Origin of the sequence: Pseudoalteromonas sp. SG43-8 (genome assembly GCF_014164245.1) — a bacterium.
Classification (GTDB): Bacteria; Pseudomonadota; Gammaproteobacteria; order Enterobacterales; family Alteromonadaceae; genus Pseudoalteromonas; species Pseudoalteromonas distincta.
Genome location: NZ_JACJEX010000012.1, coordinates 19,785 through 35,755, shown reverse-complemented (window position 1 = coordinate 35,755; position 15,971 = coordinate 19,785). Strand labels below are relative to the sequence as shown.

The window sequence follows — 15,971 nt, the reverse complement described above, 5'->3', positions numbered from 1 at the left end:
TTAATTACCAGTTCTGTTTTATATAACTGTCATTTGGGTGCACTAATAAATAGCTTTCGGTATCTTTATAAAAATTAACTTCTACATCGCTATTTTTCCATACTTTTTCAAACATATTTTTAGCTATGATATTAATGTTTATATAGTCAACTCGCTGATAGCCACGTTCTTTTACACCGGCAAAATAGGCCTCTAATGAATCGAGGCCATCCAAAGTTAACAGCTCAAACTCTTTTAAATTAACAACCACAAACTTAATCGTATTTTCAGGGTGAGTGCTCAACTCCTGAACAACTCCATTAGTTAACAGCATAATGCCTTCATTGTTAAAGCTCCCTTTCAATTTTAAATACATCTGAGGGGGCTGTGAACAAATTTGAAATTCACCATGTGCTCCAAACATAAATCGCCTTACATATATCAACTTCTATATATAGGATAATACAATTTTCCGATTTTGCAGTTAATTTAATAAAGCAATAAAAAAGGCCATTTCGAGTGCTTTTTCCTCTAAACTTTTAAAGCGACCTGATGCACCACCGTGCCCTGCATCCATATCGGTTTTAAATACTAAAATATTACTATCAGTCTTAAGTTCACGCATTTTTGCAACCCACTTCATAGGCTCCCAATACTGCACTTGTGAGTCATGAAGACCGGTAGTAACGAGTATGTTCGGATAGTTTTGTGCGCGAATATTGTCATACGGCGAGTAAGCTTCAATTACATCATAAAACTGAGGCTCATTTGGATTACCCCATTCATCGTATTCATTTGTTGTGAGCGGAATACTCTCATCAAGCATCGTGGTTAATACGTCTAAAAATGGTACATGACAGCCAACACCGCAATATAACTCTGGTGCTTGGTTTACAACCGCCCCCATTAATAAACCACCAGCACTGCCGCCTGAGGCAAACACCTTGCTGCTATCACAATAGCCTTGTGCAACAAGCGCTTTTGTCACATCAATAAAGTCACTAAAGCTATTTTGTTTATGCTCTTTTTTACCTTGTTCGTACCACTGACGACCTAGCATTTCAGAGCCTCGAACATGTGCTATTACATAAACAAAACCACGATCGAGCAAGCTCAGCGATGAACTTGAAAAACTTGGATCAATCGTATAGCCATACGCACCATAGCCGTATTGAAATAACGGATTTGAGCCACCTTTTTTAAAGCTGTCTTTTCGATAAACAACTGATACAGGTACTTTAACTCCGTCGCGAGCAGTTACCATTAATCGCTCAGACTGATAGTCATCGGCATTAAAACTACCGAGTACTTTTTGCTGTTTAAGTAGTGTTTTTTCGCCAGTTGCTAAATCAACATCATATAAAGAACCTGGTGTTGTTAAACTTGAGTAATAAATACGCGCAGTGCGTGTGTCTGGCTCTGGGTTCATTGCTATTGCAGCATAATAACAAGGATCGGCAAACTCAAGTGCCATACGATCCCCTTGCCTATTAACAACTACAAATCGAGCTTGCCCTTGCTCGCGTTCACTCAATACTAAAAAGTCATTAAATAACTCGACACCTTCAAGCAGTACATTCTCTCTGTGAGCTGTATGCTCAACCCATTGTGTTTTATCAGCAATTGTTTCGTTTGTTGCCGTCATTAATCTAAAGTTTTTAGCTTGCCAGTTAGTCACAATATAAAATGTGTCACCTAGCTTATCTACGTCAAACTCGTGGCCATCTTCACGCGGCATTAATGCTTTAAATTCGCCAGTGGGCTTATTAGCATCAAGCACCCATGTATCGTTGGTCTCTGTCGATGCTAAATCAATAATAATTAAGCTTTCATCGCGGCTTTTACCAAGTCCCATAAAAAAGCTGCTGTCTTGCTCTTCGTAGACCATTACGTCTTGGTTTTGCTCGCTGCCAAGCTCATGCCTAAATACTTGGTATCCTAATAGCGTTTTTAAATCTTTTTTTACATAAAAAACAGTTTTATTGTCGTTAGCCCAAACAACTTGTCCTTCTGTATTTTCAAGCACATCAGGAAGCATTTCACCGGTCGCTAAGCTTTTAAAGCGAACATTATAAATACGACGACCTTCAGTATCTTCAGAGTAAGCCATAAGCTGCTCGCATGGGCTTAGTGCGACTTCGCCCAGCTCAAAAAACTCAAATCCTTCAGCTAATACATTAACATCGAGTAAAAGCTCTTTATTATCGGCCTTTATGCTCGTACTTCTATAGTGACGCGAGTATTCATCATCACCACGAACTTCTGAGTGATACCAGTATCTCCCGTCTTTAACGGGTACCGAATTATCATCTTTTACAATGCGTGCTTTTAACTCTTCAAAAAGTGTATTTTGTAGTGGCTTCATAGCAGCTAACTGTTCATCGCAGTACGCATTTTCAGCATGTAAATGCGCAAGTACTTGCTCATCCTGGCGATCGTCATCGCGCATCCAATAGTAATTATCGGTACGTATCTTATTATGAGTACTTAATGTATGGGCTTGCTGTTTAGCAATCGGGAAATTAGGTAATAAACTTAAAGAGAAGTCAGGACGAGACACAACAAAACCAATTAAAAAAATAATGTGATTTGCAGTTTATCATAAAAATAAAAAAGCCCATCCAATAGTTAGATGGGCTAAAACGGTAAACGCTTCATTACTAAAACCGCTATACCTTTGGGAAGATAATTTAAGCTTTATATTTGCTGCCAAGCCATAGCCCAGCTTTGCCCTACACCAGGTTCGAACATAGACTTATTATCGTCATTCGTGCGGCAAAACTCATTAAATGGCCAAGGCCTGCATTGATATACATGCCCAGTTTTTGGCTGCAATACCTTTGTACCCGCATTATAGTTTTCACAATTTTCAGGGTACACGTAATCATAAGTATCAAGGTTATTAACAACACGCTCATCGCATTTTGCAATACAATGAAAGTCGACGTGTGCTTTACATATACCACTGCTTTGCAAAGCAAAAATTTCATTATTTCTATAGGCTACAATTAAACCCTGTTCGGTCATTTTACCTGCGCTAACCAGAGGGACATGCACATTAATATGCTCAGCAACTAAACGTGGCCATGCGTGAGGCTCACCTTGCTCAAGCGAGGTGATCTTGTAATCAAATGATAAACTAACCAGCTCTCCTTGCATGTCGTAAAAGGTTACACTCACCACATCACCAATAAATAATTGGGTATGATGATTTAAGCAACCTATTGTTGACCACTTTCCACAGGCCAACGACGTATGCATAAACACGGCAACACCTTAAGAGTTACAAAATCTTATCCATACACTATGGATAAATACACTGAGGGCAAGTGATACATAACAACACGTTATGCAGTAGTCCCGCTACCATAGCTTTTAAAAAGCCTTAGACCGGAAACTTTGCGTCCTAACCTTTCGGCTAGTTTGCCAGCAATGCGGCGATTATAATTCGACCCCGCATAACAATCAAACAAAAGAATGTAACAAAAAACAAAAACCACCCCTTTAAGATTGGTTTAATGTGTTTTTAACTAAACAAATAAGTTAAAGGCTCTTTCGCCCACGTAAATACCAGCAACACCAATAAAGATATAAATATTAACCACGCAGGCCAAGACGCTTTAGTTACTTTAGCCTCAGAGTCATCCGCTTTTAACTCTTTTGAGCCTGTGATCATCGCCTTAACTAGCGATTTGCCTTTTATTCTATAAATGATAATAGCCAATACGTGTAAGCCAATAGCATAGAGTAAAATGTCAAAATTCAGCTCATGTAGCCAATTGGCAAAATCAATCGTATCGCTAGACACATATTGAGCAAGCGGCCCGTCAGTTAAAATACCATCACTGCTCATTAAGCCACTTGCAAGTTGCGTTATAATTAATATAAAAAACACTATCACCATACAGCTACCGGGTGCTGAATGGCCTAACGAGTCGCTTGGTGTTTTTAGCGCCTTTAAAATAGCACTAGGAGAGTGCAGTAACCCACTTAATCTCGCGGTTTTACTACCAATAACACCCCATATTAAACGTGTTACTATAAGTGCTAAAGTAAAAAAACCTGCAACAAAATGAAGCTCAATCATGCCCTCTTCAATACTAAAATAAAGCACTGCAATACTTACAACCAAAAACCAATGAAAGCATCTAATAAACCCATCCCACACTTTTAACGTCGTCATTGTGCCTATCCTTAAAAAAACAGTATTATTTAATTTGTTAACTACTTTAACATCATAATATTAAGGTATCCTTATGAGCCATTCTACAAGCCGTGAGAGTAAATATCATGCAACCAGTTAAAAAAGCTATTTTAAAAGGCTTTTTAGATATGCTACCACTGTGTTTAGCCGTTGTTCCTTGGGGTATTTTATGCGGCTCTTTAGCGATTCAAAATGGTTTTAGCGCCTTTGAAACCCAAGCAATGTCGTTATTAGTATTTGCAGGCTCTGCACAGCTTGTTGCGATTGAACTTATGGCGGGCAACACACCATTGCTCACAATTTTATTCACAACATTTATTATTAGCTCTCGGCACTTTTTATACGGTTTAGCTGTGCGTCATAAGGTCATTGATCAACCTATGCGTTGGCGCTTACCGGTGAGCTTTGTTTTAACCGACGAGCTGTTTGCGTTTTCTCATCACCGAAAAGCATATAGAACAAAAACACGTTTAATATACGCATTAAGCGCTGGTTTTAGCTTTTATATTGCATGGAATATTTGGACATTAATTGGCATTGTAGCGGGTACAATGCTGCCCGATTTAACTAATTTAGGGCTCGACTTTGCGATTGCTGCCACGTTTATCGCGTTGGTTATTCCGGGGATCAAAAATTTGGCCTCACTCGTTACAGTAATTGTAGCTGGTGTTAGCGCAACGCTTTTAAAAAGTACCGGATTTGAGTTATGGCTTGTTTGCTCAGCGCTGCTGGCAATGGCCGCAGGTTACAGCACAGCAAGGCTAACCGCTAAAAAGGAAGCAACGCTATGATGACAACTATTTTACTCATGGCGTGCATTACATTTTTTACGCGTTATTTATTTTTGCACCGCGCTTTACCGTTTAAAGTAGGTCCTAAAATGCAGCAATTTTTAAGCTTTAGTGCACCTGCGGTGCTTACAGCAATTTGGGTGCCTATCGTGTTTTTGAATGAAGATGGCATTAACTTAAACTGGCAAAACCCTTATTTAAGCGCAGCGATAGTCGCCATCATTGTTGCCTATAAAACACATAATATTTATTACACTACGCTTGCCGGTATGGGGCTATTTCTGATTTTAAATTAGAGCGCTCTTTATACTTTATGAAATACTGTACTCAGGTTAAAATACCGATAACAATAATAAAAAAGACGCCAATATGCACAAATTCCATCAATTAAGCGCAACAAGCTTGCAGGGTCAACCTATTAACTTTAGTGATTTTGAAGGTAAGGTTGCGCTTATTGTTAATACCGCAAGTAAATGTGGATTTACCTACCAATACGAGTCGCTTCAAGCTTTGCATAATAAATATGCCAGCCAAGGTTTAGTTATTTTAGGGTTTCCGTGTAATCAATTTGGTCAGCAAGAACCCGGCGACGCTACACAGATAGAGCAAGGGTGTTTAATTAATTTTGGTGTGAGTTTTTTAATGGCGGCCAAAGTAGATGTAAACGGTAAGCATGCTCACCCAGTCTTTCGTTATTTAAAATCGGCTTTACCTGGTTTTTTAACACGTAAAATAAAGTGGAATTTTACTAAATTTTTAATTGCCGCAGATGGCACGCCAATTAAACGTTATGCACCTTTTACTAAACCCGAAAAGCTAGAACTTACAATTCAAAAAGCTTTAGCACAGGCTAAAAGCACGCTTTAAAAAGTAATAAAGAGGCGCAAGGCCTCTTTATTGCCAATACTATTGAAACTTAAACATACGCATAACTGCACATTTAAACTCTCAATATTAATTGGTATTTTATTTATACTAGTGAAATTTAATCGGTGTAATCGCTTAAATCGTCTTCGCCTAGATTTTTACGCAAGCGTTTTTGCTCAAGGTAGTCTTCCAACTTCTTTTTAACCTTTTGCTTGTTCTTATCGTGTTGATTACGGCCGAGCATTTCGTACTCGTCTTCAACAAAATCGTCATCTAGCGCATCGTAACTAAATGTCTTACCCACAACCCACTCCATAAAGTGTTTGAGACCAACCAAGGATTTTATTATCGCAATAGTCGGTAAAATTAAAATGTTTAACGTCAAAATGCTGTGCAAATTAACATCAAAATAAAGCCACGTGACTACTGTAAATAGTCTTCATGTCAGTAATGTGAATAAATAGCGCTAAATTTGAATTGAGGAAAGTGAGAGTTTTTTATCGTATCGATAAATAAAATTTATTAATTTTTATTAGTTAGCCAATTTGACTAAAAAATAGTTATTTATTAATTGATTTCATTTACTAAAAAACAAACAAAAACAGTTAACCATATGTTTTATATTAAAAAATAAAACTGGCATCAAACTTGTTATTAATTAATCGTCATCAACAAAAAGTAGAGAACAAACATGAAAAAATTACTATTAGTTAGCGCATTAATTTGTTCACCAGCCGCTATGGCTCATAACGATAACGATTCTGCAATTTCATTTAGTAATGATGAATGTAACGTCGAATTTAAAAATGATGTGCGCATTAAGCCAAACGAATTGGAAATTTTTACCGCCAACAATAAAACCATGCAGTTTAATAGCCATGGTGACTTAACCGTAAATGGCGAACTTGTAGCGCTGAATAATTCGCAGCGCGACGCGCTAACCAAGTACTCTGATAGCTTACGCACTCAATTACCTGAAGTAGCTAATATAGCGCTTGAGGGTGTTAAAATTGCCGGAGTAGCATTAGAAGAAGTAGGCAATGCATTTAATATTGACGGTCTTGATAATATGTCAGAGCTTATGGATGACATTAAAATCGAAGTAGAAAACACATTTTACCAGCAAGGTACATTTGTGATGGGCCAACAAAGTTTTAATCAATTTGGCGAAAACTTTGAACAACAATTTGAGCAACAGATAGAAACAGCGGTTGAATCAGCAGTGATGCAATCAATGGGCAGTATTTTAGTAGCTTTAGGTTCTGAGTTACTTGGTTCAGGCGGTGATATGGATGCCTTTGAACAACGTATGGAAAATATGGGTGCACAAATAGAAGAAAAAGTAGAGCTACATGCAAGCGCACTTGAAGAACGTGCTAACTCTTTATGTGGAAACTTTGCTGAAATTGCAAAACAAGAAGAGCAATTAGTAATGCAAGTGCCTGAGCTTGAAGGTTACCAGTTATTTAGCTTTAAACAAAATTAGTACAGCAAACGTTATTTAACATCCCTTTGGCAGCACTTAAGTTTACTTAAATGCTGCTTTTTTGTGTTTCGCAAACTTATACCAACCTGCATAAATCTTTGATCAATTTAACTAATTAAATTGCACTATAACTTCGTTAAAAATTTTTTATTTAGAACAACTAGATACAAAAACTTTTGCCTAGTTCTAGCGTAATTTTCTTAACGTTAAATAGACCCCATATATAAGCAGATTGGTATTACTTTTTAGCTAATAAAGTGAGCTTACCCAATGTAACTATTGCTTGCTCAATTTGCGCGCTCCATTGCACACCATAACTTAATCTTACGCAGCTTTTATATTTATTAGAGGCCGAAAAAACAAGCCCTGGGGTAATACTAATACCAACCTCAAGCGCAAGTAAAAACAATGTTTGGCTATCGTACTCGCCTCCTAAATCTAGCCACATAACGCAGCCTCCTTTTGGATCGCTTATACGTGTATTTTTTGGCATAGCTTGTTGTAAGCACCATCGCATACGCTCTTTGTTATCGCGCAGGCGTTGCCTAAGTACTTTTAAATTTCGGTCGTACTCACCACTGGCAATAAACTCAGATAACGTCCATTGGTTTATTAACGAAGCAGAGCAACTTAGTGCTCTTTTATATCGCCTTGCTTGCGTTGCAAATTTACCCGCAACTAACCAACCTACACGATAGCTCGGCGCTGCCGTTTTAGAAAAAGATGAGCAACTAATCACTAATCCTTTTTTAGAGTACGCTAAAGCAGGTGTGCCACGTTTTGCCGTAAAATATAAATCGCCATATACGTCATCTTCAATAAGCACTACGTCATGACTTTCAAGTAGCTCCACCAGCTGCTGTCTGTTTGTATCAGGCATAAAGCTGCCCACAGGGTTACTAATTGCAGTCGAGAATAAACACGCTTTTATGTCATGCTCATTTAAAGCGCGTTCCAAATCACTTAACCAAATACCATTATCTGGGCACAGTGGTATTTCGAGCGCTTTAAGCCCTAGGCTTTCTATTAACTCGATAATCCCGTGATAGCAAGGCGTCTCAATGGCAACTACATCGCCTGGCTTTGTTACACACTTAAGTGCAATAGCCATGGCTTCTTGTGCACCATTGGTGATCACAAGCTCGTCCATGTTTATACCAATACCAAAATCTAAATAGCGATGCACCAATTGCTTTTTCAGCGGCACAAACCCATCTGTTGGTCCATAGTTAATAGCTTTACTGCCAGCTGTAGTCATTACTCGGCGCATATTTCTGGCCAGTGCTTTATCGGTAGGTGCAGCAGCAATTGGGTTAGCGATACCAAAAGGAACTACATTAGCTTGATGAATCGCACTGTATACCTGCTCTATTAAGGCTTGTTTATTTACCACAACAGGTTCGCGACTTAATTTAACTCGCTTAGGTAAATTATGCGCCATGCTGACGACTTTTAAAAAATACCCTGATTTTTCACGTGCCTCTACTAACCCCTGATCTTCAAGTGTTTGATAAGCTTGCTTCACTGTCGGAATACTAATGTTTAAGTTATCTGCCATTTTACGCAGTGATGGAAGTTTTTCGCCAGGGAGTAAAACCTGTTGGGCGCTCATATCTCTGATCAACTGAATAACTTGCTGATATAGAAACTCATGCCCCTGGCTATTTTTTTGTCTTATCATCACGCATCCAAATCTGTATAGGTTACATTTTTACTTTTCTGTATATGGTAAGTATACAGATAGGTCTTAAAATAGCCATTCAATCGGGCTTTGGAGAGTAACCATGAGAAGTGCAGCGCTATACATTACAACCGTTTTAATTTGGGGTTCTACTTGGTTAGCCATCGAATTTCAGCTAGGTGATATTGCAGTCGAGTTATCGTTATTTTATCGCTTTGCTATAGCAGCACTTTTAATGTGGTTATATGTAGCGTACAAAAAACCGGATATGCGCTTTTCATTAATCGATCATGGCTTTTTTGCTTTGTTGGCTATTTGTAATTTTGCCTTAAATTACTTAATGCTTTACTGGGCACAGAATTACTTAACCTCCGCTATGACCTCTATCGCCTTTTCAATGTTGCTTGTTATGAACATAGTTAACACTCGACTATTTTTTGGTAAGCCTATCTCAAAACGAATTTATACCGGTGCCGCACTCGCTGTATTAGGTATTACGTGTCTGTTTTGGCCACAGTTACAGCAGTTCGACTTAAGTAACGGTGCATTGGTCGGGTTACTACTTGCCCTTGGTGGCACCTTTGTGGCTTCATTGGGCAACATGGTAAGCGTTCGTAATTCTCGTAAGCAAATTGGCGTATTGCAGGGCAATGCATGGGGCATGTTATATAGTGCTATAGGCTTAGCTTTATATGTATTAATGAACGATGTGCAATTTAGTTTAAACGCCCCAACTAGCTACTGGTTATCATTACTTTATTTATCAATATTTGGCACAGTAATCGCTTTTGGTTGTTACTTTGCACTACTAAAAAATATAGGCCCTGAAAAAGCCAGCTACGTTATTGTTTTATTCCCATTAGTGGCAGTAACACTGAGTAGCTTTTTTGAAGGGTTTGAATGGCACGCAAATACCTTTGCAGGGTTTAGCTTAGTGCTATTAGGTAACGCCATTGTGCTTACCCCAACAAAACGAATTAACGCCTTTTTAGCTAATAGAGCAATAGCTAAAAGTGGCTCCGTCCCCAGTTAGACGCGTTATTAACGCAACTAACGCAAAAGCGCCTACTTTACTGTAGGCGCTTTTTTATTGGCATATGAAAAAGTAAGGCTTGTCCATGCACACTAACAACTGCAGGAGTTTTACCTACAAGTTCACCATCTGCTTCAATCAATAGCCCTTCAGTTTTTATGGAAGCTGTATTTAAGCGACTATAGGTAAGGTTTTTTATATACTCATGGCGCTTAAAAAATAACTTAATAAAGCTTATTACATTATAAAAAAGCCCACCCGATCGCATTTGATAACACTCAAGCTGGCCATCAATTAAATCCGCTTTTGGCGCTATTTTTAGCCCACCACCAAAGTACTTATGATTAGCAAATACAGTAATTAAATTTTGATACTGCCGAGCATCGTTATTAAACGTACCTTGTAACTGCTGAGCTTGATAATAAAATAGCTCTTTGATACTCGTCCAACTGTAATCAAAAGATGAAAAATTAGCTTTATCGTTAATAGTTTTAATCACATGAGCATCAAATCCTACCCCTGCAATATTAATAAAATAGCGGCTATTAATTTTTCCTATATCAATTGCTGTCGGTGTATTAAATAATGCCTTTCGCCAATCATCTTCTTTGCAATTAAACCCTCTGGAGAAATCGTTACCTGTACCGCAAGGTAATAATGCTAACGAACAACTGCTCCCTATTAGCGCATTAACCGCCAAGTTCAATGTACCATCACCACCTAGTGCAACTACTTTGGTAAAGTTACTCAGCAACAACCTTATTTGAGCGCAGTCATCGTCAAAGCTTCCCGTTGTAGTAAATATACAATAAGAAAAGCTGCGTTTTTTACAGATATTTTTAAGCCATGCCAATGATTTTTGGCTCTGTTTTTTGATACTTGGTTTAATAATTATTAGTAGTGACAAGCTTTTGTTTCCAGCAATGTATTTTAGAGTGAGATAATAAACGTTTAATTAAATTTTTTTAATCTGAATAAATAATCAAAAAACATTGTATAAAATGCATAAAAACAAATTAAAAAATCAAAAACCCCAGCAGCAAAGGGGTTAAAACCAACCACCATGTAAATAGCTATGCAAAAACAGTAATATAACTTACTGAATTGCACATTAATAAAATCAATTCAGATTAGTTTAACTAATCCCTCAGGCTCAATTTTTATCGTTGTATTTTTAATCAAACAACGTGCAAAATGCACGCGATTTCAACAGATACAACCGGAGCAAAATAATGAAACCAATTAATACATTAAATCAAACAGCAGCAGCGCAAGTAGCCGTTAAACCAACTAATCGTAAAGCAAGAATGTTAGCTAAACTTAACACGATTGGTAAAAGACTAGCACTTAGCGGTGCAGCTCAATATAAATAATCACCCAACCATGATTATTTTTCGGTGCAGCGAACACTCAACCACTAAATGAAGTCACTTATTTAGCTCCCATTGTTTGCTGCAACCTATTTATTTTATTAAAATTGCCTTAATTTCCCCTTATTTACAAAAAAAACCTCATTTACGTATATTTTTTAGGCAAACAGTCATTTTGCTATTTACACAGCGGTATCACCTAAGTATTATTCTGCGTCACGGAGAGATGGCAGAGTGGTCGAATGCACCGGTCTTGAAAACCGGCATGGGTTTATAGCCCATCTAGGGTTCAAATCCCTATCTCTCCACCATATTTTGATTGGTGGCTTTTTTACTCCATCAATACAACCGGTTATGCGTTGGAGAGGTGTCCGAGTGGCCGAAGGAGCTCCCCTGCTAAGGGAGTATAGAGTTTGTAGCTCTATCGAGGGTTCGAATCCCTCCCTCTCCACCATACTTAATTTAAACCACTTAATTGTGGTTTTTTTGTGCCTAAAATTTAACATCGATACTAAATTGGGAGGGTGAGAACCTTCGACAGGGTTCGACAAAATGTCTGGAACATTTTAGGCCGCTGCAAGCGTCGCGCAGCGATTGATTACATGGATGTAAGCAAGTCTATCCCTTCCTCTGGACCATACTTAATTTAAACCACTTAATTGTGGTTTTTTGTGCCCAAAATTTAACACCGATACTAAATTGGGAGGGTGAGAACCCTCGACAGGGTTCGACAAAATGTCTGGAACATTTTAGGCCGCTGCAAGCGTCGCGTAGGGATTGATTACATGGATGTAAGCAAGTCTATCCCTCCCTCTGGACCATACTTAATTTAAACCACTTAATTGTGGTTTTTTTGTGCCCAAAATTTAACACCGATACTAAATTGGGAGGGTGAGAACCTTCGACAGGATTCGACAAAATGTCTGGAACATTTTAGGCCGCTGCAAGCGTCGCGTAGCGATTGATTACATGGATGTAAGCAAGTCTATCCCTCCCTCTGGACCATACTTAATTTAAACCGCTTGATTGTGGTTTTTTTGTGCCCAAAATTTATAAAAACTAAACAAATTGTGCCTAGTAATAACTTAGGGCATTATTAACACAACTTTAGCCACTTATAGGTTTAACTATGATCCGGTTCATATTGCTATCATTTTGCGCGGCAGCACCATTTTTTACCTTGGCACAAAGTACAACAGTGTATAAGTGTGTAATTAAGGGCGTTCCTACTTTTAGCCAAACGCCTTGCGCTAAAGATGCACAAGTTATTACTCTAAAAGATATAAATGTAATTGAAGCATATAAAAGCTCTACGCCCGGTAAAGGTATTACCGATACCTCTGTTGATGACTACTTAGAGGTTCAGCAAATAGAGCGTGAAATAAAGCGCCTTGAGCTATCTATTGAACAAAGCCAAAAAGAATACGCAGCTAAAAAACAACAAATAGATTATATGACCCAAGATAAGGCCAATCGTTTAGGTGCTTCGTCTATTGCTGATGCTATCGCAACTAAAACAAATTCATTAAAACAAGCCTACGACGCATCAATTAGTCAAACGCAGCAAAAAATAGAGTCATTAAAGCAAAGAAAGCAGCAGCTTAGCCAAAACCCTTAAGCGCTCGTTTTACTATAGAAATAAATTGCGCAACGTCTTCTTGAGTATTATAAATATGTGGCGATACTCGTATTCCAAATTTGCGAGCATCTACACTAACTTTCGCTTTATTAAGCTCTGTAAGTACATGGTCTTGTTGCTTGTTAAAAAACAAAATAGCAGTCCCGCTGCATTTATCACCAATCATAGGTGATGCAACATATTCGCTTAGTTGCTTATGAATAAGCGTAAGCATCGCTAAGTTATGCACCCTTACCTTGTGAGCTGTTAGCTCTGCAAAGTAGGCAATACTATTTGCGGCAATAATATAAGGCGCTACAGAAGGTGTTCCACCCCAAAACTTAAGCGCACTGGCGTTATATTCAAAATGGTTAATATCGAACTCAAATGGATTTTGATGCGAAAACCAACCCACATCTTTAGGCTCACAATACTCTATTTGATTTTTGTTAACCCATAAATAAGCTGCACCTGGGCCACCACATAACCATTTAACGCTCGAGCCAATCATAAAGTCCGCATCGAGCACGCTTAAATCAAGCGGTATAACACCCGCTGACTGAGCAACATCAACTATTGATAAACTATTGGTTAATTTACTTATAGCTACAATATCGTACACAGGCGCCTGTACACCTGTATTTGAATACACATGGCTTATAAAAACTAAATCGATATCACAAGTTATATAACGCTGCCAAACACTAATATCTGTTAGGTTTTCGTGCTCAGGTATAAATATGATTTGCGCGCACTTTGGCAACGCTTTTTGCATTGCAAAACCCATACTCGGAAAATCACTTTGCGCCATAAGCACTTTACAATTTTTTTGCTGTAGCCGTGGATGCGACATAAGCAATTTTGTTAAGCCACTTGATAAATTAACCTGAGGACAAAACTGCGAACTAGGCGCATTAAATAACTTACCAAGCGCGGTAGTAAATTGCTCAACTGCGGGCAGCCATTGTTGCCAAGGTTCTTTATTTGAGCTCTCCCACGGTAAAAAGTAGTGCTGTGCTAAATATTGCTGCGTATTTTTAAGAGGACGCCCTACCGAGTGGTTTAGTAAATAACAGCCATCAGCCATACAAAAATCATTTTTAAGCATGCTATTTAACCCATTCTTTAAGTGTATTTAGATCGTCAAAACGTGTTTTTATATCGTCGCGTTTTGCGCTAGCTCGCCTATCTCTTAATTTTTCGAGCGAATCAAGTAACACATGAAGCGGCGGACCACTTGCTGTTACCTTGCTCATATGCTGCTGTTGCATATTTTTTGAGGGCTGAGCAATAAACTTTTCAACCAGTTGATTATGATGACCGACTGCGGTGTCACCATGTAATTTACACACTTGGATAAATAACGTTGCGTGGCTTTTAAACCAATCTGTATTTTTATATTGCTCTGCTTGTAAAAAGTCATCCATAAAGCTTTGCATACGCATGGCTTCTCGTAGGATTTGTTGATCCTCTGGCATCATATATAAAAACTTATCCACCAGCATTTGCGAGTAACTAGGTTCATTTGCGCTACAAAGCCCTAGTAACATATCAATCACGTTAATACCTGCAAAGTCACCAGCATTTGCACCTCTGTAAACCTCTTTACCTACACGGTACGGTTTATAATAAGGGCGAACGCAGTTAAAAAAGCGATCTGCATCGAGCTCAGAATAAAGTGCATTATTTGACTCAATTACATCTATAAGCGCTTGTTTTGCTACTTTTAATAACTCACCACACAGGGGGTGTGAGATACCTAACGGCAATATTTTTAATAAAGCATCACTTGCCCGTTTGTAGGCCAAAATACCTTGGGTGTTGTAATCAAGAAATAGCTTTTCATCAGGTAAATTGGTAAATCTTTTATAAATACCGTTAAGTGCTTTGTTATGAGTAGTTAAGTGGGCGGTAGCAAAACGAGGGGTTACGCCAATGGATGCGCCTATATGCATAGCAAGCGCTGAGGCTTCAATTAGCGGTGAAGTGGTTTCTCTGCTTGGCTCAGTAATTTCATGGCGCCTACACGCTGCCATAAATAATCCTACGTTACCGAGTAAGTCAAAAGCGCTATCAAAGCCTTGATCTGTGTTTCCCTCGGCTAATAAATTACTAATTAATGCGTTGCCTTCTTTTTCTAATTGTTGCTTTAAGGCCTCACCTATTCCTTCTACATTTGCTTTATCGGTTTGCTGCCAATAAAGCTGCTCTAATTCACTATTTAAAGTGACAAACTCTGTTCGTATCCAGTGATCGAAAATAGCGGTATGTGTGTTCATTGTTGTGCTCTATTATTTTTATAGTTAAATGCTAACAGAGTTCAATGAGGGTAAAACGCCAAAAAAATTAGTAAAAATTGCAATACTTAGCAATAATCACTACAAATATAAAAATAATTAATAAAAGCCGACAACTATGTTAGATAAAAAAGACCAGCAATTACTCATTGCACTGCAAAGCCAAGCTCGTATGTCTGTTTCAGATTTGGCCAGCAGTATTAACCTATCGGATACACCTTGTTTAAGGCGTATAAAAAAGTTAGAGCAAGAAAATATTATTACCGGCTACCACGCCGCCATAAATCCTAAAGCACTTAATCTTAATGTATTGGTATATGCGTTTGTACGATTAAGCCAAAACTCGGTCAGTGCTGCAGAGCAATTTGAGCAACATGTAGAAAAATTACCACATGTATTAGAGTGTTGTGTAATATCAGGAAGCTATGATTATTTATTAAAAATCATTGCACATGATCTTGAGAGCTACGAAACGTTTGTGAAACATCAACTAGGTGGCTTAAGCTGTATCGCAAATATAGAATCAACAGTTGTGCTTAAACAATCATTTAGCAAAAAACAGTTACCTTTATAAAAATAACCAAAATAACTTACTGTTAGCTATACTGATATTTCAAAACGACAATAATAATTGCTTGGACCTTA

General features: G+C 38.2%; 17 protein-coding genes, 2 tRNA genes and 1 riboswitch. Of the genes, 10 read left to right on the top strand and 9 right to left on the bottom strand.

The genetic code is table 11. The annotated features are described in order from the left end of the window. Positions 1–4: 4 nt before the first annotated feature. The 4 genes from H5122_RS16690 to H5122_RS16675 form a co-directional block, all read right to left on the bottom strand. A complete protein-coding gene (locus H5122_RS16690) occupies positions 5–403 on the bottom strand; it encodes a hypothetical protein (RefSeq protein ID WP_033020977.1) in 399 nt (132 codons plus the stop codon). Positions 404–463: 60 nt separating this feature from the next. After that, complete coding sequence (locus H5122_RS16685; protein ID WP_182682764.1) at positions 464–2,539, bottom strand: S9 family peptidase; 2,076 nt, start codon at positions 2,537–2,539, stop codon at positions 464–466. Between the two features lie 137 nt (positions 2,540–2,676). Further along, positions 2,677–3,240, bottom strand: a complete 564-nt coding sequence (locus H5122_RS16680) for a chitin-binding protein (RefSeq protein WP_182672463.1) — start codon at positions 3,238–3,240, stop codon at positions 2,677–2,679. Between the two features lie 89 nt (positions 3,241–3,329). Further along, positions 3,330–3,417: riboswitch (cyclic di-GMP riboswitch) on the bottom strand. An 88-nt stretch (positions 3,418–3,505) separates the two neighbouring features. Further along, positions 3,506–4,162, bottom strand: coding sequence for a cytochrome b/b6 domain-containing protein (locus H5122_RS16675; protein WP_182672465.1), 657 nt, complete (start codon positions 4,160–4,162; stop codon positions 3,506–3,508). A 107-nt stretch (positions 4,163–4,269) separates the two neighbouring features. On the opposite strand from H5122_RS16675, the gene H5122_RS16670 reads away from it, so the two are divergent. From H5122_RS16670 to H5122_RS16660, 3 genes are all read left to right on the top strand, one after another. Beyond that, entirely contained in the window at positions 4,270–4,974 is a 705-nt protein-coding gene (locus H5122_RS16670; protein WP_004335013.1) for an AzlC family ABC transporter permease, read from the top strand. Then, positions 4,971–5,270 (top strand): AzlD domain-containing protein, encoded by a 300-nt coding sequence (locus tag H5122_RS16665; RefSeq protein WP_004335020.1) that lies wholly within the window; start codon positions 4,971–4,973, stop codon positions 5,268–5,270. Before H5122_RS16670 ends, H5122_RS16665 begins: the two co-directional genes overlap by 4 nt. Before the next feature lie 73 nt (positions 5,271–5,343). Continuing rightward, the gene (locus H5122_RS16660) at positions 5,344–5,841 is read left to right on the top strand and encodes a glutathione peroxidase (RefSeq protein ID WP_182672468.1); all 498 of its coding nucleotides are present in this window, start codon (positions 5,344–5,346) and stop codon (positions 5,839–5,841) included. Between the two features lie 118 nt (positions 5,842–5,959). Here the strand turns inward: H5122_RS16660 and H5122_RS16655 are convergent, their stop codons facing one another. Further along, complete coding sequence (locus tag H5122_RS16655; RefSeq protein ID WP_007579801.1) at positions 5,960–6,145, bottom strand: PA3496 family putative envelope integrity protein; 186 nt, start codon at positions 6,143–6,145, stop codon at positions 5,960–5,962. 387 nt (positions 6,146–6,532) lie between these two features. Between H5122_RS16655 and H5122_RS16650 the strand changes: the two genes are divergently transcribed. Next, a complete protein-coding gene (locus H5122_RS16650) occupies positions 6,533–7,327 on the top strand; it encodes a YggN family protein (protein ID WP_182682763.1) in 795 nt (264 codons plus the stop codon). A 238-nt stretch (positions 7,328–7,565) separates the two neighbouring features. Here the strand turns inward: H5122_RS16650 and H5122_RS16645 are convergent, their stop codons facing one another. Next, the gene (locus tag H5122_RS16645) at positions 7,566–9,008 is read right to left on the bottom strand and encodes a PLP-dependent aminotransferase family protein (protein WP_182672472.1); all 1,443 of its coding nucleotides are present in this window, start codon (positions 9,006–9,008) and stop codon (positions 7,566–7,568) included. Positions 9,009–9,111: 103 nt separating this feature from the next. Between H5122_RS16645 and H5122_RS16640 the strand changes: the two genes are divergently transcribed. Beyond that, on the top strand, positions 9,112–10,041 hold the full coding sequence (locus H5122_RS16640; protein ID WP_182672474.1) for a DMT family transporter: 930 nt from the start codon (positions 9,112–9,114) through the stop codon (positions 10,039–10,041). 37 nt (positions 10,042–10,078) lie between these two features. Here H5122_RS16640 and H5122_RS16635 read toward each other — a convergent pair whose 3' ends face one another. Beyond that, complete coding sequence (locus H5122_RS16635; RefSeq protein ID WP_182682762.1) at positions 10,079–10,948, bottom strand: diacylglycerol kinase family protein; 870 nt, start codon at positions 10,946–10,948, stop codon at positions 10,079–10,081. Positions 10,949–11,273: 325 nt separating this feature from the next. Between H5122_RS16635 and H5122_RS16630 the strand changes: the two genes are divergently transcribed. The 4 genes from H5122_RS16630 to H5122_RS16615 all read left to right on the top strand — a co-directional run bounded on the left by H5122_RS16630 (position 11,274) and on the right by H5122_RS16615 (position 13,029). Further along, on the top strand, positions 11,274–11,414 hold the full coding sequence (locus H5122_RS16630) for a hypothetical protein (protein ID WP_004335040.1): 141 nt from the start codon (positions 11,274–11,276) through the stop codon (positions 11,412–11,414). 217 nt (positions 11,415–11,631) lie between these two features. Next, positions 11,632–11,722: transfer RNA gene (locus H5122_RS16625), tRNA-Ser, on the top strand. 50 nt (positions 11,723–11,772) lie between these two features. After that, positions 11,773–11,865 (top strand) — tRNA-Ser (locus H5122_RS16620). Between the two features lie 675 nt (positions 11,866–12,540). Then, on the top strand, positions 12,541–13,029 hold the full coding sequence (locus tag H5122_RS16615) for an RNA-binding protein (RefSeq protein WP_024597153.1): 489 nt from the start codon (positions 12,541–12,543) through the stop codon (positions 13,027–13,029). Here H5122_RS16615 and H5122_RS16610 read toward each other — a convergent pair. Then, the gene (locus tag H5122_RS16610; RefSeq protein ID WP_182682761.1) at positions 13,013–14,137 is read right to left on the bottom strand and encodes an aminotransferase class V-fold PLP-dependent enzyme; all 1,125 of its coding nucleotides are present in this window, start codon (positions 14,135–14,137) and stop codon (positions 13,013–13,015) included. The two genes, H5122_RS16615 and H5122_RS16610, sit on opposite strands and share 17 nt — an antisense overlap. A 1-nt stretch (position 14,138) precedes the next feature. Next, complete coding sequence (locus H5122_RS16605; RefSeq protein ID WP_182672480.1) at positions 14,139–15,308, bottom strand: monodechloroaminopyrrolnitrin synthase PrnB family protein; 1,170 nt, start codon at positions 15,306–15,308, stop codon at positions 14,139–14,141. A 136-nt stretch (positions 15,309–15,444) separates the two neighbouring features. On the opposite strand from H5122_RS16605, the gene H5122_RS16600 reads away from it, so the two are divergent. Then, entirely contained in the window at positions 15,445–15,900 is a 456-nt protein-coding gene (locus tag H5122_RS16600) for an Lrp/AsnC family transcriptional regulator (protein WP_039488718.1), read from the top strand. Positions 15,901–15,971 lie beyond the last annotated feature (71 nt).

Coding starts and splice junctions, on each gene's coding strand:
- H5122_RS16690 (WP_033020977.1), bottom strand. CDS start 403: ATGTTTGGAGCACATGGTGAATTTCAAATTTGTTCACAGCCCCCTCAG.
- H5122_RS16680 (WP_182672463.1), bottom strand. CDS start 3,240: ATGCATACGTCGTTGGCCTGTGGAAAGTGGTCAACAATAGGTTGCTTA.
- H5122_RS16675 (WP_182672465.1), bottom strand. CDS start 4,162: ATGACGACGTTAAAAGTGTGGGATGGGTTTATTAGATGCTTTCATTGG.
- H5122_RS16670 (WP_004335013.1), top strand. CDS start 4,270: ATGCAACCAGTTAAAAAAGCTATTTTAAAAGGCTTTTTAGATATGCTA.
- H5122_RS16665 (WP_004335020.1), top strand. CDS start 4,971: ATGATGACAACTATTTTACTCATGGCGTGCATTACATTTTTTACGCGT.
- H5122_RS16660 (WP_182672468.1), top strand. CDS start 5,344: ATGCACAAATTCCATCAATTAAGCGCAACAAGCTTGCAGGGTCAACCT.
- H5122_RS16650 (WP_182682763.1), top strand. CDS start 6,533: ATGAAAAAATTACTATTAGTTAGCGCATTAATTTGTTCACCAGCCGCT.
- H5122_RS16645 (WP_182672472.1), bottom strand. CDS start 9,008: ATGATAAGACAAAAAAATAGCCAGGGGCATGAGTTTCTATATCAGCAA.
- H5122_RS16640 (WP_182672474.1), top strand. CDS start 9,112: ATGAGAAGTGCAGCGCTATACATTACAACCGTTTTAATTTGGGGTTCT.
- H5122_RS16630 (WP_004335040.1), top strand. CDS start 11,274: ATGAAACCAATTAATACATTAAATCAAACAGCAGCAGCGCAAGTAGCC.
- H5122_RS16615 (WP_024597153.1), top strand. CDS start 12,541: ATGATCCGGTTCATATTGCTATCATTTTGCGCGGCAGCACCATTTTTT.
- H5122_RS16610 (WP_182682761.1), bottom strand. CDS start 14,137: ATGCTTAAAAATGATTTTTGTATGGCTGATGGCTGTTATTTACTAAAC.
- H5122_RS16605 (WP_182672480.1), bottom strand. CDS start 15,308: ATGAACACACATACCGCTATTTTCGATCACTGGATACGAACAGAGTTT.
- H5122_RS16600 (WP_039488718.1), top strand. CDS start 15,445: ATGTTAGATAAAAAAGACCAGCAATTACTCATTGCACTGCAAAGCCAA.